This window comes from Methylobacterium sp. WCS2018Hpa-22 (assembly GCF_031843785.1).
In the GTDB taxonomy this organism is placed as follows: Bacteria; Pseudomonadota; Alphaproteobacteria; order Rhizobiales; family Beijerinckiaceae; genus Methylobacterium.
Map to the genome: position 1 here is coordinate 1 of NZ_JAVTJA010000011.1, position 19,071 is coordinate 19,071.

Annotated in this window: 16 protein-coding genes and 1 riboswitch; of the genes, 7 read left to right on the plus strand and 9 right to left on the minus strand. The window is 66.6% G+C overall.

Features of this window, described 5'->3' with window-relative positions; all coding sequences use genetic code 11:
- Positions 1-64: 64 nt before the first annotated feature.
- From RQI43_RS15465 to RQI43_RS15475, 3 genes are read right to left on the minus strand one after another with little or no spacing between them, the layout of a single operon-like run.
- A complete protein-coding gene (locus RQI43_RS15465) occupies positions 65-1,165 on the minus strand; it encodes an AAA family ATPase (protein WP_311275716.1) in 1,101 nt (366 codons plus the stop codon).
- Positions 1,166-1,168: 3 nt separating this feature from the next.
- The gene (locus tag RQI43_RS15470) at positions 1,169-2,716 is read right to left on the minus strand and encodes a DUF5691 domain-containing protein (RefSeq protein ID WP_311275717.1); all 1,548 of its coding nucleotides are present in this window, start codon (positions 2,714-2,716) and stop codon (positions 1,169-1,171) included.
- Positions 2,716-4,071 carry an SWIM zinc finger family protein gene (locus RQI43_RS15475; protein WP_311275718.1) on the minus strand — a complete coding sequence of 452 codons (1,356 nt, stop codon included), beginning with the start codon at positions 4,069-4,071 and terminating at the stop codon, positions 2,716-2,718. The genes RQI43_RS15470 and RQI43_RS15475 overlap by 1 nt, the downstream gene beginning before the upstream one ends.
- A gap of 578 nt (positions 4,072-4,649) precedes the next feature.
- Between RQI43_RS15475 and RQI43_RS15480 the strand changes: the two genes are divergently transcribed.
- From RQI43_RS15480 to RQI43_RS15500, 5 genes are all read left to right on the plus strand, one after another.
- Complete coding sequence (locus RQI43_RS15480) at positions 4,650-4,844, plus strand: hypothetical protein (RefSeq protein ID WP_056422192.1); 195 nt, start codon at positions 4,650-4,652, stop codon at positions 4,842-4,844.
- A 332-nt stretch (positions 4,845-5,176) separates the two neighbouring features.
- The gene (locus tag RQI43_RS15485) at positions 5,177-5,818 is read left to right on the plus strand and encodes a M10 family metallopeptidase C-terminal domain-containing protein (protein WP_311275719.1); all 642 of its coding nucleotides are present in this window, start codon (positions 5,177-5,179) and stop codon (positions 5,816-5,818) included.
- A 589-nt stretch (positions 5,819-6,407) separates the two neighbouring features.
- Positions 6,408-7,436: a CorA family divalent cation transporter gene (locus RQI43_RS15490; protein ID WP_311275720.1), complete on the plus strand. Its 1,029-nt coding sequence runs from the start codon at positions 6,408-6,410 to the stop codon at positions 7,434-7,436.
- A 61-nt stretch (positions 7,437-7,497) separates the two neighbouring features.
- Positions 7,498-9,843, plus strand: coding sequence for an Orn/Lys/Arg decarboxylase N-terminal domain-containing protein (locus tag RQI43_RS15495; RefSeq protein WP_207414111.1), 2,346 nt, complete (start codon positions 7,498-7,500; stop codon positions 9,841-9,843).
- On the plus strand, positions 9,840-10,457 hold the full coding sequence (locus RQI43_RS15500) for a GNAT family N-acetyltransferase (RefSeq protein WP_056422177.1): 618 nt from the start codon (positions 9,840-9,842) through the stop codon (positions 10,455-10,457). Before RQI43_RS15495 ends, RQI43_RS15500 begins: the two co-directional genes overlap by 4 nt.
- A 55-nt stretch (positions 10,458-10,512) precedes the next feature.
- Here the strand turns inward: RQI43_RS15500 and RQI43_RS15505 are convergent, their stop codons facing one another.
- Positions 10,513-11,022: a DUF533 domain-containing protein gene (locus tag RQI43_RS15505; protein WP_056423228.1), complete on the minus strand. Its 510-nt coding sequence runs from the start codon at positions 11,020-11,022 to the stop codon at positions 10,513-10,515.
- Positions 11,023-11,204: 182 nt separating this feature from the next.
- Here RQI43_RS15505 and RQI43_RS15510 point away from each other — a divergent pair, with 182 nt between their 5' ends.
- Positions 11,205-11,648, plus strand: coding sequence for a TIGR01244 family sulfur transferase (locus tag RQI43_RS15510; RefSeq protein WP_056454704.1), 444 nt, complete (start codon positions 11,205-11,207; stop codon positions 11,646-11,648).
- A 56-nt stretch (positions 11,649-11,704) separates the two neighbouring features.
- On the opposite strand, the gene RQI43_RS15515 is transcribed toward RQI43_RS15510, so the two are convergent.
- Together RQI43_RS15515 and RQI43_RS15520 are read right to left on the minus strand one after the other, a co-directional pair.
- Complete coding sequence (locus RQI43_RS15515) at positions 11,705-12,205, minus strand: DUF2721 domain-containing protein (protein ID WP_056422172.1); 501 nt, start codon at positions 12,203-12,205, stop codon at positions 11,705-11,707.
- A 275-nt stretch (positions 12,206-12,480) separates the two neighbouring features.
- Positions 12,481-13,179, minus strand: a complete 699-nt coding sequence (locus tag RQI43_RS15520; protein WP_311275721.1) for a BA14K family protein — start codon at positions 13,177-13,179, stop codon at positions 12,481-12,483.
- A 283-nt stretch (positions 13,180-13,462) separates the two neighbouring features.
- Positions 13,463-13,569: riboswitch (TPP riboswitch) on the plus strand.
- 85 nt (positions 13,570-13,654) lie between these two features.
- On the opposite strand from RQI43_RS15520, the gene thiC reads away from it, so the two are divergent.
- Positions 13,655-15,562 carry a phosphomethylpyrimidine synthase ThiC gene (gene thiC / locus RQI43_RS15525; protein ID WP_311275722.1) on the plus strand — a complete coding sequence of 636 codons (1,908 nt, stop codon included), beginning with the start codon at positions 13,655-13,657 and terminating at the stop codon, positions 15,560-15,562.
- A gap of 52 nt (positions 15,563-15,614) precedes the next feature.
- Here the strand turns inward: thiC and RQI43_RS15530 are convergent, their stop codons facing one another.
- From RQI43_RS15530 to RQI43_RS15540, 3 genes are all read right to left on the minus strand, one after another.
- Positions 15,615-16,880, minus strand: a complete 1,266-nt coding sequence (locus RQI43_RS15530; protein WP_311275723.1) for a D-amino acid dehydrogenase — start codon at positions 16,878-16,880, stop codon at positions 15,615-15,617.
- 367 nt (positions 16,881-17,247) lie between these two features.
- Positions 17,248-17,637: a tautomerase family protein gene (locus RQI43_RS15535; RefSeq protein WP_056422151.1), complete on the minus strand. Its 390-nt coding sequence runs from the start codon at positions 17,635-17,637 to the stop codon at positions 17,248-17,250.
- 68 nt (positions 17,638-17,705) lie between these two features.
- Positions 17,706-19,055 carry an aspartate aminotransferase family protein gene (locus RQI43_RS15540; RefSeq protein WP_056422148.1) on the minus strand — a complete coding sequence of 450 codons (1,350 nt, stop codon included), beginning with the start codon at positions 19,053-19,055 and terminating at the stop codon, positions 17,706-17,708.
- Between the last annotated feature and the right edge of the window lie 16 nt (positions 19,056-19,071).

Below are 19,071 nucleotides of genomic sequence, written 5' to 3' on the forward strand. Positions count from 1 at the left end.
CGCCCCCTCTCCCGCCTGCTCCGCAGGCACCCTCCCCCGCAGAGGGGGGAGGGTGAGAACGCCCTCACGCGCTCTCGCGGGCGGCGCGGTAGAAGTCCTTCCACTCCGACCGTTCCTTCACGACGGTCTCGAGATATTCGCGCCAGACGATGGCGTCCTGCACCGGATCCTTGATCACCGCGCCACTGATGCCGGAGACGAGGTCGTGGGCCGAGAGGTGGCCGTTGCCGAAATGCGCGGCCAGCGCCAGCCCGCTGCCGACGACGCTGATCGCCTCGGCCGTGGAGAGCGTGCCGGATGGCTGCTTGACCTTGCTCTTGCCGTCCGCGGTCACGCCCTCGCGCAGCTCGCGGAAGATGGTGACGACTCGGCGAATCTGGTCGGCGCCGGGCGGTTCGGCGGGGATTTCGAAGGCGCGCCCGAGGGCGGCCACGCGGGTCTCGACGATGGCGATCTCGGCCTCGATCGTGGCCGGCGAGGGCAGCACCACGGTGTTGAAGCGCCGCTTCAACGCGCTCGACAATTCGTTGACGCCGCGATCCCGGTTGTTGGCGGTGGCGATGAGGTTGAAGCCCCGCGCGGCGGCGATCTCCTCGTTGAGTTCCGGGATCGGCAGGGTCTTCTCGGAGAGGATCGTGATGAAACTGTCCTGCGTCTCGGAGGGGATGCGGGTCAGTTCCTCCACGCGGGCGATTTTGCCCTCCTCCATGGCGCGCACGATCGGGCTCGCCACCACCGCCTCGCGGCTCGGCCCCTTGGCGAGGAGCAGTGCGTAGTTCCAGCCGTAGCGGATCGATTCCTCGCTTGTGCCGGCGGTGCCCTGCACGATGAGGCGGGAGGTGCCGCAGATCGCGGCGGCCAGATGCTCGCTGACCCAGCTCTTGGCGGTGCCCGGCGTACCGAGAAGAAGGAGCGCCCGGTCGGTGGCCAGCGTCGCCACCGCCACCTCCATCAGGCGCCGGTCGCCGATGTATTTCGGCGTGACCTCGAAACCGGAGCCGAGCCGCCCGCCCATGAGGTAGGTGACGACCGCCTGCGGCGAGAGCAGCCAGTTCGGCGGGCGCGGCCTGTCATCGACGCCGCGCAGCGCCTCCAACTCCTCGGCGAAGGCATCCTCGGCGGCCCGGCGCAGCTGCGTCGTCTTGGTTCCGTTGATCTGGCTCATGCCTCAGGCGAACTCCCGTCTGATGGTGGCGCGCAAAGCGAGGGTTTCGGCGAAGTCCTCGATCTGCCGGCGCAGGTTGTCCTCGGCCTCGTCAGGCAGCCGGGCGAGGATGGCGGCAGCCGATGCCGCGTGGTCCTCGTCGGGCCAGGCCCGTTCGGCGAGGCGGGTGAGCAGGTAAGCGGAGGCGAGGTCCTGGCGGTCGGATTGCGAGGTCCGCGTCACCGCAGCAAGCCAATCGAGGAGGGCCGCCGTGAAGACCTCCGACAGGGATGAGGGCGCCTGTCGCAGCAGGGTCAGAATCGTATCGATCTCCCCCTTGCCGAGGAGCTGCGCCACCGTCGCCTCCCATTCCGCATCGGGGAGCGACCGTACGGCGCGGGCCCAGGTCTCACGGAGCGCGTCGACCGGCTCGATGCCGGAGAGGCGCCCGGCCGACGCCTCGCCCAGCACCGACACCATCATCCGTACCCAGTCGAGGTCGCGCTCGCGGCGCGCGGCGGTGAGAAAACCATCGACGATCTGGATCGCCCATTCGCTGCGCAGGGCCAGTTCGATCCAGAGCTTCGGCGGATGATCGGCGAAGGCGTGGAGGGGAGCGGCGGCGATGACGCTCTCGAGCAGACCGGCCCTCGCGCCGCCGCGCCTCCGCTCGTAGGCGTTCGGCTCGATCCCGTCCCGCGCGAGCGTCGGCGATTCCTCCGGCAGCGTCACCACCAGAGTGTGTTTCGTCCCGCCGAGGAGCTTTCGGCTGCTTTCGACCACGAGCGCGGTTCGCGCCCTCGCCGCCATGCGGGAGGCGAAGAGCGAGTGGGTGAGGCGCGGTAGCAGGACTCTCGCTGCCGCGCGCACGCCGCCCGCGCGATCGTCCAGGCAGGTTTCGAGGAAGGGCGCATCCGCCTCCGACAGGCCGATCTCCAGGATGTAGACGAGGCGCTCGCGCATCTCCGCCTTCTCGGCGCGGAACCCAGCCTCCAGATCGGCGCGGGCTCCTTCGGGATCGCGCAAGCGGAAGTCGGCGAAGGTGGCGTGGCGCTCGGCCGGGCTCGCTTCAGCGCCATCCGGGGCCGAAATCGCCGCCTCGGCGCCTCGGGCGGAACAGGCCGCCTCCAGCCAGGCGAGCTCCTCGCCCGCGACCGCGTCGATGGTCTCGTCCCACTCGCGCCGGTAGGGCGCGAGGGCGGGGAGCAGCCAGGGCGGAGCGCGCATGCCCCGCTCCGCCGCGATCTCGCACCACTCCTTCACGCGGCCCCGCGCCTCCGTGCCTGCGGCGAGGAGCAGCCCGAGCCGCGCCGCCGCTTCGGGTGGGCAGGGACGGCCCTTCGCCTCGTGAGGGCGCGTCGGCGTGAAGGCTTCTGGCGGAAAGCCGCTGCCGGCGAGATGGTGGATGCCCGCGACCGCGACCCGCGCCAGCAGGGTCATGCCCGGCTCTGCGCGCGGCAGCGTACCGGCGACCGTCTCGAGATCGACAGGGGAGGGGGAGCGGTCGGCCCCCAGCAGAGCGGAGACGAGGGCCGACTCCCAATCGTCGGGGGCGGAGACGTCGAGGCTCATCAGGCCGCCCTCACCAGGATCGGCCGGGGATCCTGGGCCGGAACCGCGTAGAGATGCCCGCCGGCCACCATGGCGAGGGGCGTGAGCGCGAACCCGTCATAGAGACCGAAAAGATCGATATGGCCCCCCGCCGCCACCGCCATCAGAGGGGGGACATGTGCGGAATCGGCAAGGGTCAAACAGCCGGTGGCGTCACCCGCGCCCATGGCGCCATCCGCGAGATGTCCGAGGCGTAGGCCGGACAGCCGAAGCGGCCAACGGTCGATCCACGGCGCCCGCGCCAGGGCCCCGGCGAAACCGTCGAGGGCTTCGGCGACGCTCGTCGCGCCGGGCAGGGGGCCGGCCGGTGCCGGACTGGCGCGCCCCTCGCGAAACGCGGCCCTGAGCGGCGGATCGCCGGGATGGAAGGCGAGCGCGCCCGAGAAATCCTGTCCTGCCGCCGGGACCGGCGGCAGCGGCGAGCCGGAGGTGCCGTAATCGACGACCTGGGCCATGGCGCCACTCGTCCGTCCGGCGAGCCAGACGGTGCGGGCGGTGAGCTTGTCCTCGTCCTCCACCGCATGCGCGAGGACGGCCCACTCGTCGACGAGACCCGGACGTGCCGCCATCTCCTCGGTGGTCACGGGATAGCCGATGGCCGCGCGGACGCCCGCTGCCTGTTCGGGCGTGAGCCGTTCCAGACGCCGGGCGGCCCGGGCCAGCAGGGACAGGCGGCCGAGGGCGAGGGCAAGGGCCGCCTCCGGACGCGCGGCAGAGCCGGGCGCGGCCGCGATGAGGCCCGGCATGGCCCGGACCCTGCGGGCGAGGCCCGGGGCCTGTCCATCGACGAGGCGTCCCGCCATGCGGTCCCAGAAGGCATAGGTCTCGCGCCGCACCGTCGCGAGACCGCGCCGCATCAGGTCGCCGAGCCAGAGATCGAGTTCATCGAGCGCCGCCGAGACCTTGTCCTCGCGGGCCTGACGGCGCTTGGCCTGCCCCTTTTCGTCGACGGGGGCAGAGGCTTGCTGGGACCGCGTTTCGGCGGAGACGGCGCGGCTCTCGCGCCCCCGGATCCAGGCGGCGACCCAATCCGGCGGTTCTGCCTCGGAGATCGGCGCGGCGGCATCTACCAGCATCAGGCCGATTGCGTGCTTGCAGGGAAATTTCCGGCTCGGGCAGGTGCATTTCGAGGCTGGACCGGAGAGATCGGCCACCGTGCGATAAGGGTTCGCTCCGCTTCCCTTGATCTCGCCCCAGACGACGGCGCCTGCCCGCCCGAGCCCGCTCCACTTGGCCGCCTTCGCCTGATCCTGCCCGGCCTTGCGGCTCGACGCATCGGGAGCGAGGTCGAGGATTTGCGCGGAAGTGAGGCTCATATGGCGATGGGACGGCGATTCCGAAGCTGGATGATTCGAGGGAGCCTAGCCGCCCCGAGCCGCAACGCAAGCATAAATCTGTATTTCAAGTTTATAATAAGAATAAAACAAATCTTCATCTGTGAGAAAGAGGCGGCAGAAATGCCGATATATGAGAAAAGCGGCGCAGAGGTGTATTTGTCCTCCCTGATGGCAGTGCTCTGGTGTCCGTTCGTCAACGATCAGCAAGCCCGCCGCCGTCGCTCGACCTCGAAAGGTGCTCTCGATATCTTAGCTACAGTTTCGTTCGATGGTCGTCTGCGAAGTAAAAACGATGGCTCGGTATTCTCAAAAAAATCTCCCGACGGGTCATTCTGGTCTGAGCGCAACCCGTCCGTGACCGGAAGTTCTGTGGGCAGTCTCAACGCTGTGACTTTCTGATCGACGCAGGCGCTGACTTCTGCCGGGAGGTATTCTCGCACTCAGGGGCCTATCTCCGTCGCGCTCGTTCCCTCGGGCGGTAAACCCCGTTCACAGCGACATATGAACCTATCTTCGATCCCGGCGTTCACATTTCTTGTGTTATCGAAGGAGTGGCGATGCTCATTGAAGACTATCGCGAGCCAGCCCGGCCCCGGCCGCGCACCAGGGATCTCAACAGCGCGCTGACCGAGACCACCCGGCGGCGTCTCGGCGAGGAGTTGCAGGCCCTCTACGAGCCCGTGATCGACGAGCCTCTCGACCCTCGCCTTGCCGAGCTCATGAAACAGCTGGAGGCGGACAGGGACCGTTAGATCCTGTCTGGCTAAATCCGGTCCAGGGATCGGGGGTGATCCTGTCGGTGCCGCCCGGCGATCTCCCGACGGCGGATGTCCTTTCTCCCCATGCGGGCTCCGGCCCAACCCGCACCTTGCCGCGGCCCTCGGTTCAACGCTGTTCGGACCCTCAACGCGGGAGAGGCCCCGATCTCGTGGCGATCCGGGTTTGAACCGTCGGAGGCCCGGCGGAACGACATCGTCCAGGGTCGGAGCGGACGAGTGTTCCGCAGCCATGACCAATTCTGAATGGCATTCGATGTCGGCGGGGCACCATCCTGCGTCATTCGCCGGTGGAGCGAGGGCTCAAAGTGCCTCGCCGGCCATGTAGGCGATACGAAGACGTCCTGATCGGCTATAGTGGCATTAATATCCTGACGGGCTTGGCCGGCAACGACTTCCTCCGGGGATTAAGAGCATCCGATACACTGATCAGCGGCGACGGCAATGACAAGCTGGCAGTTACCAATGCACCAGCGCTGGTCGACGGGGAAGATGGGCAGGACAGGCTCCTGCTTCTTGGACCCGATACTTTCACGTTCACCGACGCAAGCTTCAAGAGTATCGAGACGATCTATGTGCGCGGAGCTCTAACCCTCGATCTGTCGGGCGTGACCGCAGGCACCACGGTCAACCTGCAGAACGCCAAGGATACCTTCGCCACGGTGTCGGGGACAAAGGGGAACGATGTCATCAGGGCCGGCGAGGGTGACACGGTGATCGATGGCGGCACCGGTAACGACAAGCTGTATGCTGGTGGGGGAGCTGATACCTTCACTTTCAAAATGAATTTTGGGAAGGATAACGTCTATGGTTTTGCGAAGGGCTTCGATCATTTCGACGTGTCAGCCCTCGTGAGCAGCTTCGAGGATATCAACCTTACTATGTTGAACGGGGGGCGGACACTCTTGTCACGTTCGATGATTTTGGTCTTGGCAGCAGTATCATCCTGAGAGATGTTGCTAAAGGATCCTTGAGTAGGGCGGACTTTGGACTCCTGATCTAGTAGTATGTCGGTAATTCACTTCTAGAGGGTAGTCTGAATCGTCTTACGAAATGAGGATGCAGGACGGGGCGGAACGAAGCTAACCGAAGAGATGTCCAGCGACGGCCTGCCGCACGCTGGACGCGAATAGCGACGATGAAGACCTCGGACGACGCGGCGTTATTTTCCGCCCAGTCCGACGAACCTCGGCGAAGTGCAGATGCTGCCGGCAAGCACAGGCGATGTACATCATCACTGCATGCCCTTCCACGAGCGCTTGGCCCAGCAAGGCTCACCGAAGAATGTCGCGCAGGCGGCCGTGATGCGAAGGCGACTGGTGACGCTCAGCGCGATCCCTCGGAATGCACGTCATGATGGCCAATCACGGCTCGACCATCGACGTCGTCGCTCCGCCCCGTCCCTGCGAGTCGTCTGAACCATCGGGAGAATACGATGGCAGCAGACGCGCCTCGTCGTCATCACAGTGTCGCCCAGCCTTGCGATCCAGCGCGATAGTGAGCCGGTATTTTGCCGGCCATGTTCGCCGCGAACGCATTATGCAGCATCTTCTCATTGAGGAATCGTCCCTCCCGGGGCTGATCTTCGCCCTCGCCTTCGACACGGATGGACGGGGACGCCAGGTTGCGCTGAGGGACGAGCTTCCTTCCCTCGGTGACCCGGAACACGGCTTCGTTTGGCTTCACGTCGATCTCGTCGATGCGCGGACCGAGGCGCTGATCCTTGAGGGACGCCTTGGCCCGCCCCGTCTCGCCGCCGCAACCTTCGCCCGCGACGAGCATCAGCGTGTCGTCGTCGATGGCCCTCATGCCGGCTTCGTCATCGCCGACCGGGAACGCGCTTTCGACGGGTCGTCGAGCGAAGAGCCGAACGGCCGCCTCCATTGCGTTCTCGGTCCAGGCTATCTGGTCAGTGGCCGTCGCCATGCCACGGCCTGCGCGGTCGCCGCCCGCGACGCGGTCCTGTCCGGTACCCTCGTTCCCGGCCCGGCAAAGCTGCTGGAGCGCTTCGTCGGCAGCACCATCGCATCGCTCAATGCCACGTCCGATCGCCTGTCTTCCTCCCTCGATGCCATCGAGGACGACATGCTCGACGAGGCCAAGGCCGACGATGCCAGGCCGTTGGGACCGATCCGCCGCCAATCCGTGCGCTCCCACCGTCAACTCGCCGGCTTACGCGCGGTGTTCCACCGGCTCGAGGATGAGGCCGCCATGGAGGGCGACCAATTGCCGGAAGCCGTCGGCGCCATGGCGGCGCGCGTGGTCCAGCGCCTCGATTCGCTCCACCGGGACATGCATGTCCTGTCCGAGCGCAGCCGGCTTCTCCAGGATGAGATCGCCGCCCGCACGACCGCGCTGACCAACCGCCAGCTCTTCACCCTCTCCATCCTCACGGCCCTGTTTCTGCCGCCCACCCTGGTCACGGGCGTCTTCGGCATGAACACCAAGGGCCTGTTCTTTTCCGAATCCGACAGCGGCTCCATGATCGCCCTGATCATCGGCGCGCTCGCGGCGCTGGCCGTCTATGTCGTCATCCGCCGGCTCAATCTCGCCGGCCGGCCTGGTTGATCCCGAACGCGAACGCGCCCACACACCCTCGATTCATCCGACCACCGGAGCCTTCCCCCGCATGGACTTCTTTCGCCGCTTCACCGTGCTCATGTGCGCGCCTAACTTCGACCCGGACGACCTCGAGGGCGTGCGCGTCCAGCAGATCATTGGCTCTGTGGAGAAGCTCGGCTTCGAAGTGGTCCGCGCCCGCCGCGTGGAGGACGCAGCCATCGCGGTCCAGACCGATGCCGCCATCGGCTGCATGGTGGTCGATTGGGGCAAGCGCGGCCTCGACGGCAAAGCGGCTGCCCTCATCAACCTGATGCGGAAGCGCGGGCTCGAAATGCCCATCGTCATCATGGTCCGCCGCAAGCGCCTGGAGGACATCCCCGTCGAAGTGCTCGACTTCATCGACGGCTACATCTTCCTGGCCGAAGAGACCCCTGACTACATCGCCCGCGGCCTGGTGAGCCGCGTGAAGCAATATGCCGAGACCCTGAAGACGCCGTTCTTCGGCGCGCTGGTCGATTACGCAGAGCAGGGCAACCAGCTCTGGACCTGCCCGGGCCATAACGGCGGCATCTTCTACAACCGCTCGCCGATCGGGCGTATCTTCGTGGAGCATCTCGGCGAGGCCGTGTTCCGCGACGACCTCGACAATTCCGTGCTCGATCTCGGCGACCTTCTGGTCCACGAAGGCCCGGCCTTGAAGGCGCAGAAAGAAGCCGCCGTCATCTTCGGCGCCGAGAAGACCTATTTCGTCCTCAACGGCACCTCGGCCTCCAACAAGATCGTGCTCTCGGCCCTGGTGGCGGAGGGCGACCTCGTCCTGTTCGACCGCAACAACCACAAGGCGGCCCATCACGGCGCCCTGTTCCTCGGCGGCGCGGTTCCGGTCTTCCTGGAGACCGACCGCAACTGCTTCGGCCTGATCGGCCCGATGTATCACGAGGCCCTCGACGAGGCGGCCATCCGTGAGAAGATCCGCACCAACCCCCTCATCACCGACAAGGAAGCCTGGAAGCGCGAGCGCCCGTTCCGCGTGGCGGTGGTGGAGCAGTGCACCTATGACGGCACCATCTACAACGCGCAGATGATCCTCGAGAAGATCGGGCATCTCTGCGACTACATCCTGTTCGACGAGGCCTGGGCGGGCTTCATGAAGTTCCACCCCCTCTTCGCCGGCCGCTTCGCCATGGGACTGAAGGGCCTCGACGAGACCTCGCCCGGCATCATCGCCACGCAATCGACCCACAAGCAGCTGGCGAGCTTCTCACAAGCCTCGCAGATCCATACCAAGGACAGCCATATTCGCGGCCAGACCCGGCGCATCGAGCACCGGCGCTTCAACGAGACCTTCCTCGTCCACGCCTCGACCTCGCCGTTCTACCCGCTCTTCGCCTCGCTCGATGTCGGCGCGCAGATGATGAAGGGCCGCTCGGGCGTCGTCCTGTGGGACGACACGATCCGGCTCGGCATCGAATGGCGCAAGAAGGTCCGTGCCATCCGCCGCGAATTCGAGGAGAAGGAGGGCGATCCTCTGCGCCGCTGGTTCTTCGACCCCTTCGTGCCGGACACGGTGAAGGGCCCGGAGGGCAAGGTGCCGTGGGAGAGCGTCTCGACGGACGAGCTCGCCAGCGACGCGAAATACTGGGAGCTGACCCCCGGTGCCGCCTGGCACGGCTTCAACCATGTGGCGCCGAACTACGCCATGACCGACCCGAACAAGCTCACCGTGCTCACCCCCGGCTTCGACCGGCGCACGGGGGAATATGCCGAGCACGGCGTGCCCGCGCCCATCGTGGCCCAGTACCTGCGCGAAAACCGCATCGTGCCGGAGAAGAACGACCTCAACTCGCTCCTATTCCTGCTGACGCCGGGCGTCGAATCCTCCAAGGCCGGCACGCTCATCTCCGGCCTCGTGGCCTTCAAGCGCCTGCATGACGAGAATGTGCCGCTCGAGGATGCCATGCCGGAATTCGTCCGGCGCCGGCCGAACCGCTACAAGGGCGTACGCCTGCGCGACCTCTGCGCGGATTTCCACGCCTTCCACCGCGAGCACGGCACCAGCACCCTTCAACGCAAGCAGTTCGAACCCGGCCACCTGCCCGAGATGGTCATGACTCCGAAGGAGGCGGTGCAGCAGCTCACCCGCAACAACGTCGATTACGTGCCGATCGCGGAAGCGGAAGGTCGCGTGGCGACGACCTTGCTTCTAGTCTACCCGCCGGGCATCGGCACGGTGCTGCCGGGCGAACGACTGGACGAACGGGCGAAACCCATGCTGGACTACTTCAAGATGTTCGAGCGCTCCGCGAACCTGTTCCCGGGCTTCGAGGCCGAGATTCAGGGCGTGTTCCGCAACGTCGATCCCGATGGGACCATCCGCTTCTACACCTATGTCATGCGCGAGAATCGCCCGTGAATCCGGAAGGGCCGCCCGCCGCCTCCGATACCGGGATCATCATCCGGCCCTCCTCGGATGCGGACGTGCCGGCCATGGTGGCGATCTACGCTCACCATATTCGGCGGGGCGTAGGTGATGTGGGGGATTTCGAAGCGGATCCGCTCCATCCCGACGACCTCAAGCGCCGCCGCAAGGCCATGCGCAAGAGGCGTCTGCCGCATCTTGTGGCCGACCGCGATGGGGTGGTGGCGGGCTACGCTTACGCTGTCCCGTTCCGGAAGCGCCCGGCCTATCGCTACACGCTCAAGCACTCGATCTACGTTCATCACGAGCACCTGAACGCCGGCATCGGGCGACGCCTGCTGCCGGCTTTGATCGAGGCCTGCGCCGCCGGTGGCTACCGCCAGATGATCGGCTATATCGACGCGCAGAACGAAGCGTCCCTGCGGCTCCACGAGACCTGCGGCTTCGTCCGTGTCGGCCTGTTGCCGGCGGTGGGCTACAAGTACGGCCGCTGGAGCGACAGCGTCATGGTCCAGCGGGCACTCGGCACCGGCGCCACCGACCAGCCCGGCACCTGGACACGATCGGTTGAGGCGCTGGTGGCAGGGCACGAATGGATGGGGAAGTAGCACTTCCCCATCGGGCCGGTACGGAGCGCGTCAACTCCCGCGACATCGCTCTCCATCAGGCATTTTCGAGCCCGGCATCGACCCTCGCCGCCACGTCCTGCGAGACGTCCAGGGCCTCGGCCAATCGCTTCAGGAACTCCCGCTCCTGCAGCGTATCGGCATCGATGGCCAGACGCGCTGCCGCATAGAGGCGGGCACCCTTCTCCGGCGAATCCACGCGTTCGGCGAGTTCGTCGATCTCGGCCGGGTCGGCCAGCTCCTTTTCGAGCCAGGCGCGGCCATCCTTGTCGATACCGGCCGCCTCTACCGCCTCGTCGAGGCGCTGGCGCTCCTGCGTGTCCACGATGCCGTCGGCCAAGGTCGCCGCCACCATGGCGCGCAGCATGATGCGGGCCTCGTCCTCGCCGACTTGGCTGAGATCGGGGGTTTCGGGCTCATGGGAAGGACGGAGTGCTCGAAGAGCCAGGCCCGCGACGAGGGCGAGCCCACCGAGGGCGGCCGTGGCGGCGATCCCGCCCTTGCGTGAGCGCACGAGCGCGTCGACGATCTGTCTTGCATCGGCCATGGTGGTCATCCTGAAGGCGGGTTGAGGATCAGACCGGAAACGGACGAGACCCATCCCGGGTTCAAGGCGGGCCGTGCGGTGGAATCAGCCTGCCCCGCTTGTGCCGCACGGAACGGACACGATCTGTGGCGGGTCCGTGCAGCGCCAACGGAGCCGCAAGGCAGCCCCAAGGACGATCTTCCATGACCATCACCTCCATCGAATCCCGACTTTCGGTCTCCGGCCAGCCGAACGAAGCCGAGATCGCCGACTTGGCGGGAAAAGGGTTCGCTCTGCTGATCAACAACAGGCCCGAGGGGGAAGAACCCGGCCAATTGGGCACGGAGGCCGAAGCCGCAGCTGCTAGGGCGGCGGGGCTGGCCTATCTCCATCTTCCGGTTACCGGCCCAGACATCACACTCGACGACATCGCGCAGTTCCGCGACGCCGTGGAAGGGGCGCCCGGCCCAGTCCTCGCGCATTGTCGTAGTGGTACCCGCTCGCTCACCCTCTGGGCTTTGAGCGAGGTGTTGGCGGGACGCTTGAGGCGCGATGACGTCGCGGCCTATGGCCGGGAACGGGGCTTCGACCTCAGCGGCGCAATTCGCTGGCTCGACGCGCATGGCGAGGGGATCGTCGAGGATTGAAGCCGCAGGTGGCGGTCCGCAACATTGGATCAAGCCCGTGCTGTTCGCGGCGATCGCTATGGGAGATCGGGTCCAGACGCTTCCCGATCCGAGGCCTGCACCGTCTGGCGGTCGACCTCGTCCCTGATACGGCGGCCCGCCATTAGGATCTCGAGAAGGAAGGCGACGATGGCCGCCACCGTGCAGACCAGGGCGACGCCGAAGCATCCGAACAAGACGGAGGCCGTGGCGGCATCGCGCAAGGCCCCGACGAAAAGCGTGAGCACCGCGATGCCGGTCATGATGCTGCCGAAACAGGCCAGCACCACAGCCACATCGAGCATGAAGGAGCGCTGACGCAGATAGGTCAGTTGGCGCGACAGGTGCGCCGCCTCGGTCGCATCCGCCTTCTGCAAGCTGGCGGCGGCATCATCGACACGGTCGGCCACCCGCCCAAGGCGCGTTGAGAAGACATTGAGCAGCGTCGCCAGCGCCGTCAGCAGGAAAGCGGGAGCGAGCGCGACCTGAATGACGTGGGCGATGTCGTCGGGAGCGAGGAGAGAACCGGAAGCCACCATGACGTGGCGTTACGCCATGCCGAGCAGCCCCGGAAGATCCCTCCTCGCTGCGACCGCCGTTCCTAGACCCAGACCCTCGAACGGGGTGGAGGCGGGGTCGTCAGGTATAGATCATCATCTCCGCCGATGGACCGATGGCAAAGACGGCGCGGATAAGTAAGGCAGGCGCCACTGGGCCCAGATGCGACGAAGCCCCGCAACGAGTGATGCGGGGCTTCTCTTGTCGGATGAGGCTGAAATGTCTTCGCTCTTGGTGCAGGTCTTCCGTGCAGTTGTTATTGCGGGCAGCGGTGACGCTGACCGTCATTGCCCAGATAGGTGCCCGATCGCTGATCGTAGGAGCGGAAGCGCTGGATGCAGTAGGCGACGTCCTGATCGGACCCGCCGACATCCTGCTGAACCTCGACGGCGCCACCATAATAGGCTGGGGCATAGCCGCCGCCGTAATAGCCACCGTTATCGTAGTAACCGCTGCCATAGCCGTAACCGATTCCGGCTCCAGCCAAGCCTAGCCCCAAACCAAGACCGAGTCCGCCGTAGCCGTATCCCCGGCCGTAGCCACGATTGTAGCCATACCCGCGGTGATGACCGTAGCCGCCACGGTTGAAGCCACCGCCGGAGTTCGGACCGGCAGCGATCCCGCCCTGTCCGCGTCCACCGCCCCAGCCTCCCTGGCCAGCGCCCCCCACGGCAGCGGGACCGCCGCCAGCACCGCCACGGCTCAAGCCGCCACCGCCCCAGCCTCGCCCACCACCGCCCGCAGCCGCGAGTCCCGCGCCGCCAGCGCCTCCACGGCTCATTCCACCGCCGCCCCAGCCGCCGCCTGCACCACCCGCGGCGAGCCCACCGCCGCCACGACTCATGCCACCGCCACCACCGCCACCACCCCAGCCGCCTCCGCGAGCGTCGGCGGTTGTCGGAACGAACGCGACCGCGCCGAGCAATGCGGCGGATGCGAGAATGAGTTTGTTCATGGAACGCCAGCCTGTTTGTCTTTTGGAATTGATGACTGACAACGCGCCGTCAGCAGGGAAGGCTCCATTATGGGAGGGCCTTTGACGGACTGAAATATGCCGCACCGAAAATGGACTGTGCTTGCGGATGAAATCGAACACTACGGTCGCGGAGAGCTTAACGGCCCGACCCGAACGATCCGCGATCGGCGCGACGTCATCGTTGCCGTGGTGTGAGTCCTTGCATTCGGGTGGGGATGTCGGCTCCGGCGATTGACAAAGGCGCGGCGAACGCAGACTTTCGAATCGTTCCGAGGGGGGCCCCGCATAGGGGGCTGAGATAGGGCCGCAGCCCTGACCCTTGAACCTGATCCGGCTCATACCGGCGGAGGGACGGGAACTACGCTTGGGTTGTCTGCTCAAAACGAGCGGGTGCCCGTCGTCCTGACGTACCGTTGCGAACCGGATCGCCTCCCACGCCAGGAGCGAATCCGATATGAACGCACCCGTCCTTCCCAAAAACCTTTCCGGACAAGAACCCGCCAAGGGGCAGCCGCAAGCGGTGACCACCGGCCCGATCATGGGCTCGCGCAAGGTCTATGCGAGCGTGGCTGGCCGTGACGACATCCGGGTGCCGTTCCGCGAGGTCACGTTGAGTGATCCGAAGGAGGCGCCGGTGCGGGTCTACGATCCGTCTGGCCCCTATACCGAGACCGATGCCCGGATCGACCTGAATGCCGGCCTGCCCCTATTGCGCGACCCGTGGATCGCCAAGCGCGGCTACGCCACGATCACGCCGCGCGCGGTCAAGCCCGAGGACAACGGCTTCGTGCCGGAGGACAAGCTCGTCGCCCCCTGTCCGGCGACGCGCCAGATCCGCAAGGCCGGCCCCGGCCAGATGGTGACGCAGTACGAGTTCGCCAAAGCCGGGATCATCACCGAGGAGATGATCTACGTCGCCCACCGCGAAAACCTCGCCCGCGAGACGATGCTGGAAGGCGCGCAGACCGCGCTGGCCGACGGCAACAGCTTCGGTGCCTCGCTCCCCGCTTTCATCACCCCCGAATTCGTGCGCGACGAGGTGGCGCGCGGCCGCGCCATCATCCCGGCCAACATCAACCACCCCGAGGTGGAGCCGATGGCGATCGGCCGCAACTTCCTCGTCAAGATCAACGCCAATATCGGCAATTCGGCCGTGACCTCGTCGGCAGCGGAAGAGGTGGAGAAACTGGTCTGGGCGACCCGCTGGGGCGCCGACACGGTGATGGACCTCTCCACTGGTCGAAACATCCACAACATCCGCTCGTGGATCGTGCGCAACTCGCCCGTGCCCATCGGCACCGTGCCGATCTACCAGGCGCTGGAGAAGGTCGGCGGCGATCCGCTGAAGCTCGACTGGGAGGTCTTCAAGGATACCCTCATCGAGCAGGCCGAGCAGGGCATCGATTACTTCACCATCCATGCGGGCGTCCGCCTCGCCCATGTGCCGCTCACCGCGCGCCGGGTCACCGGCATTGTCAGCCGAGGCGGCTCGATCATGGCGCGCTGGTGCCTCGCCGGTCACCGGGAATCGTTCCTCTACGAGCGGTTCGACGAGATCTGCGACATCATGAGGGCCTACGACGTCTCGTTCTCGCTAGGCGACGGCCTGCGCCCTGGCTCCATCGCGGATGCCAACGACGCGGCGCAGTTTGCGGAACTCGAGACCCTCGGCGAGCTGACGAAGATCGCCTGGGACAAGGGCTGCCAGACCATGATCGAGGGCCCCGGCCACGTGCCGATGCACAAGATCAAGGTGAACATGGAAAAGCAGCTGGAGGAGTGCGGCGAGGCGCCGTTCTACACCCTCGGCCCGCTGACCACCGACATCGCCCCCGGTTACGACCACATCACCTCGGGCATCGGCGCGGCCATGATCGGCTGGTTCGGCTGCGCCATGCTCTGCTACGTCACCCCGAAGGAGCATCTCGGCCTGCCCAACCGCGATGACGTCAAGGAAGGCGTCATCACCTACAAGATCGCGGCCCATGCCGCCGATCTTGCCAAGGGCCATCCGGCGGCGCAGCTGCGTGACGACGCCCTGTCACGCGCCCGGTTCGACTTCCGCTGGGAGGACCAGTTCAACCTGTCGCTGGATCCCGACACGGCGCGCGCCTATCACGACGAGACCCTGCCGAAGGACGCCCACAAGGTTGCGCATTTCTGCTCGATGTGCGGCCCCAAATTCTGCTCGATGAAGATCACGCAGGATCTGCGCGCCGAGGTGCTCGCCATGGAGGCGGCCGGTCAGGTGTTGGGCGAGGCGACGCCCATGAGCCAGGCCGAACGCGAAGCGGGAATGGCGGCCAAATCCGCCGAGTTCCAGGCCGAGGGCGGCAAGCTCTACGTCGACGCGGCCGAATAGGCCGCCTCGCCTCACCCTCTCGCGCCCGGCGCGAGAGGGCATTACCCCGTTGTCAGGCTCCGCGTGCGTAGCGGCTGACGGCGAGGTCCGGGGTGGCGATGTCCGGCGTGCGGCCGGATATGAGGTCGGCCAGCACCCGGCCCGAGCCGCAGGCCATGGTCCAGCCCAGGGTGCCGTGGCCGGTGTTGGTGTAAAGGTTCGACAGGCGCGTTCCGCCGACGATGGGCGTGCCGTCCGGCGTCATCGGCCGCAGGCCGGTCCAGAACTTTGCCTGCGAGAGATCGCCGCCCGCCGGGAACAGGTCGCCGACGGAGCGGACCAGGGTTTCCCGGCGCGGTCCCCGCAGGACCGCGCTGAAACCGGCGAGCTCGGCGGTGCCGCCGACCCGGATGCGGTCGCCGAGCCGGGTGATCGCGACCTTGTAGGTCTCGTCCATCACCGTCGAGACCGGGGCGGCGTCGATATTGGTGACCGGCAGGGTGAGGGAATACCCCTTCACCGGATAGATCGGCAGGTCGATGCCGAAGGGCCGGAGCAGAGCCGGGGTGTAGCTGCCCATGGCCGCCACATAGGCGTCGGCGGTCAGCACCTCGCCCGCTGCCGTCGCCACGCCGCTGATTCGGTCGCCTTCGCTGCGCAGGCCTGTGATGGCCGTGCCGTAGCGGAAGACCACACCGAGGTCTTCGCAGAGTGCGGCGAGCCGCTGGGTGAAGAGGTGGGCGTCGCCGGTCTCGTCGCCGGGGAGCCGCAGGCCGCCGACGAAGGTCCCGGCCACCCGCGCCAGGGCCGGCTCGGCCATGATGCAGCCGGCAGGGTCCAGCACCGCGTAGGGAACGCCGTAAGCATCGAGGACACGGGTGTCGTCGCCGACATGATCGAGTTGCTTAGCGGTCCGAAACAGCTGGAGCGTGCCCTGCTCGCGATGGTCGTAGGCGATGCCGGTCTCGGCGCGCAGGTCGCGCAGCACGTCGCGGCTGTATTCGGCCAGACGCACCATCCGGCCCTTGTTGCGCTGGTAGGCTTCCTCCGTGCAATTCGCCAGCATCCGGGCGAGCCAGCCGTAGAAACGCGGCTCGAAGCTCGGCCAGACCACGAGGGGCCGGTGGCGCATCATCAGCCACTTCATCGCCTTGAGGGGAATGCCGGGCGCCGCCCAGGGCGCCGAATATCCCGGTGAGACCTGGCCGGCATTGGCGAAACTCGTCTCGAGCCCCGCCGCCGGCTGGCGCTCCAGCACGGTGACCCGGTGGCCGGCTTTGGCCAGGTAATAGGCCGAGGTGACGCCGACGACGCCGCCACCGAGGATCAGGACATGCATGGCCGGCGTTCCGTAGAGGGTCGGGGTTAGGGTCCGGAATGGGCTTGGCGCCCCGGGCGGGTTCGCATTGGCGGGCCAACACGTCACCTCGCTCAGTCCTTATGACGTGTCGCAGGTTTCAGGCCGCAGAAGCGGCGACCCTCGTTGCGAAACCCGCCCAGGGCCTGTTTGATCGGGTTTTCCAGCGGATGCTTGTGCCAGAGCAGATCATCCCAGCAGACCACCTCATCCTGAGGCGCCCTTTGCTTGAGCAAAGGGCCTCGAAGGAGCCCTCCAGTCGTCTCCCGATCCATGGAAGCCTCCTTTGAGGCCGCTACGCGGCACCTCAGGATGAGGTTAAGCTCTAGAATAAGAACTCAAACGATTGTCAGAGTTCGCCGGTGAGGAACTGCGCCCGGCCGTGGCCGAAGGACCAATCCTCGTCGGTGTTCTCCACCGTGGAGACCATGACGTCGGCCGGGGCGATGCCGCAGGCGGCTTCGAGCTTCTCGGTCAGCAGCCGGTAGAACAGCTGCTTCTTCTCTTTGCCGCGCGGCCGGGTGATCATCTGGACCACCACAACGTCCTTGGTGCGCGGGATGTCGAGCCCGGTATCCTCGACGATCATCCGCGAGGGCTTGTGCTCGGTGACGATCTGGTAGCGGTCGCCCGGCGGAACGTTGAACGCCTCCAGCATCGCCTCGTGTGCGGCGTCGAGGAGCGTCTTCAGTTCGGAATCGGTGCGGCCTTCCAGGATATCGAAGCGCATCAGGGGCATGTGGATTCAACCTTTGAAGAGAAGGGAACGGGTCACGGGCCGTCTATCGGGAGTGCGCCGGCCGCCGGTCAGGCTTCGGCGCGGATGAGACCGCGCAGCATCTCGATCATGCCGGTGATCTCGGCTTGGGTCGAGATGAAGGGCGGGCCCATGGCGATGGTGTCGCCGGTGAAGCGCAGGAGGATGCCTTCGCGCAGGCCGCGCTCGAAGATCCGCAGGGCGCGCGCGCCGGGCTGGCCCGGTGTCGGTTCGAGATCGACGGCCGCCGTCAGGCCGAAATTGCGGATGTCCTTGATGCCCGGTTCGTCGCGCAGCGTGTGGACGGCCCCCTCGAGGATCGGCTCCAACTCGCGCACGCGGGCGAAGAGGTCACCCTCCTCCATCAGGTCGAGGGAGGCATGGGCGACGGCCGCCGCCAGGGGATGGCCCGAATAGGTGTAGCCGTGGAACAGCTCCACCGCCGCGGCCGGCCCGGTCATGAACGTGTCGTAGATCTCCTTGCGGACGATGACGCCGCCCATCGGCACGATGCCGTTGGTGATGCCCTTGGCGAAGGTGATCATGTCGGGGATCACACCGAGGCGGTCAGCGCCGAAGGGCGCCCCGAGGCGGCCGAAACCGGTGATCACCTCGTCGAAGATCAGCAGGATGCCGTGCCGCGTGCAGATTTCGCGCAGGCGCTGGAGATAGCCCAGCGGCGGCACGATGACCCCCGCCGAGCCCTGCAGCGGCTCGACGATGACGCAGGCGATCGTGCCCGCATCGTGCAGCGCCACCATCCGTTCGAGGTCGTCGGCGAAATGCGCACCCCAGGTCGGCTGGCCCTTCGAGAACGCCATCTCGGCATAATCGTGGGTATGGCGCAGGTGGTCGACGCCCTGGATCATCGCGGTGGCGAACATCTTGCGGTTGGCCACCATGCCGCCCACCGACATGCCGCCGAAGCCGACGCCGTGATAGCCCTTCTCGCGGCCGATCATGCGGAAGCGACCGGCCTCGCCGCGCAGGCGGTGATAACCGAGAGCGATCTTGAGGGCGGTATCGACGGCCTCCGAGCCGGAATTTGTGAAGAACACCCGGTCGAGCCCGTCCGGGGCCATGTCGGCGATACGCTCGGCCAGCCGTAGCGTCACCGGGTTGGTCATCTGGAAGGCGGTGCAGTAATCGAGGGTCTCGGCCTGCCGGCGCAGGGCCTCGACGATCCGCGGCTGGGCGTGGCCGAGGGGGCAGCACCACAGGCCCGACAGGCTGTCGAACAGCTCGCGTCCCTCGGCCGTCCGGTAATAGGCGCCCTTCGCCGAGGTGATGATGCGCGGCGTCGGGTCGGCCTTCACGTGGCGATTGGGCGTGAACGGCATCCAGTACGGCTCGACATTGAGCTGCCGGTCCGCCGCCTGGTCGATGATCGCATGATCCATGTGTCTCTCCGCCGAT

What these genes read in the sequence shown, in the direction of transcription:
- RQI43_RS15465 (WP_311275716.1), bottom strand. Translation starts at nt 1,165, where the DNA reads ATGAGCCAGATCAACGGAACCAAGACGACGCAGCTGCGCCGGGCCGCC.
- RQI43_RS15470 (WP_311275717.1), bottom strand. Translation starts at nt 2,716, where the DNA reads ATGAGCCTCGACGTCTCCGCCCCCGACGATTGGGAGTCGGCCCTCGTC.
- RQI43_RS15475 (WP_311275718.1), bottom strand. Translation starts at nt 4,071, where the DNA reads ATGAGCCTCACTTCCGCGCAAATCCTCGACCTCGCTCCCGATGCGTCG.
- RQI43_RS15480 (WP_056422192.1), top strand. Translation starts at nt 4,650, where the DNA reads ATGCTCATTGAAGACTATCGCGAGCCAGCCCGGCCCCGGCCGCGCACC.
- RQI43_RS15490 (WP_311275720.1), top strand. Translation starts at nt 6,408, where the DNA reads ATGCAGCATCTTCTCATTGAGGAATCGTCCCTCCCGGGGCTGATCTTC.
- RQI43_RS15495 (WP_207414111.1), top strand. Translation starts at nt 7,498, where the DNA reads ATGGACTTCTTTCGCCGCTTCACCGTGCTCATGTGCGCGCCTAACTTC.
- RQI43_RS15505 (WP_056423228.1), bottom strand. Translation starts at nt 11,022, where the DNA reads ATGGCCGATGCAAGACAGATCGTCGACGCGCTCGTGCGCTCACGCAAG.
- RQI43_RS15510 (WP_056454704.1), top strand. Translation starts at nt 11,205, where the DNA reads ATGACCATCACCTCCATCGAATCCCGACTTTCGGTCTCCGGCCAGCCG.
- RQI43_RS15515 (WP_056422172.1), bottom strand. Translation starts at nt 12,205, where the DNA reads ATGGTGGCTTCCGGTTCTCTCCTCGCTCCCGACGACATCGCCCACGTC.
- RQI43_RS15520 (WP_311275721.1), bottom strand. Translation starts at nt 13,179, where the DNA reads ATGAACAAACTCATTCTCGCATCCGCCGCATTGCTCGGCGCGGTCGCG.
- thiC (WP_311275722.1), top strand. Translation starts at nt 13,655, where the DNA reads ATGAACGCACCCGTCCTTCCCAAAAACCTTTCCGGACAAGAACCCGCC.
- RQI43_RS15530 (WP_311275723.1), bottom strand. Translation starts at nt 16,880, where the DNA reads ATGCATGTCCTGATCCTCGGTGGCGGCGTCGTCGGCGTCACCTCGGCC.
- RQI43_RS15535 (WP_056422151.1), bottom strand. Translation starts at nt 17,637, where the DNA reads ATGCCCCTGATGCGCTTCGATATCCTGGAAGGCCGCACCGATTCCGAA.
- RQI43_RS15540 (WP_056422148.1), bottom strand. Translation starts at nt 19,055, where the DNA reads ATGGATCATGCGATCATCGACCAGGCGGCGGACCGGCAGCTCAATGTC.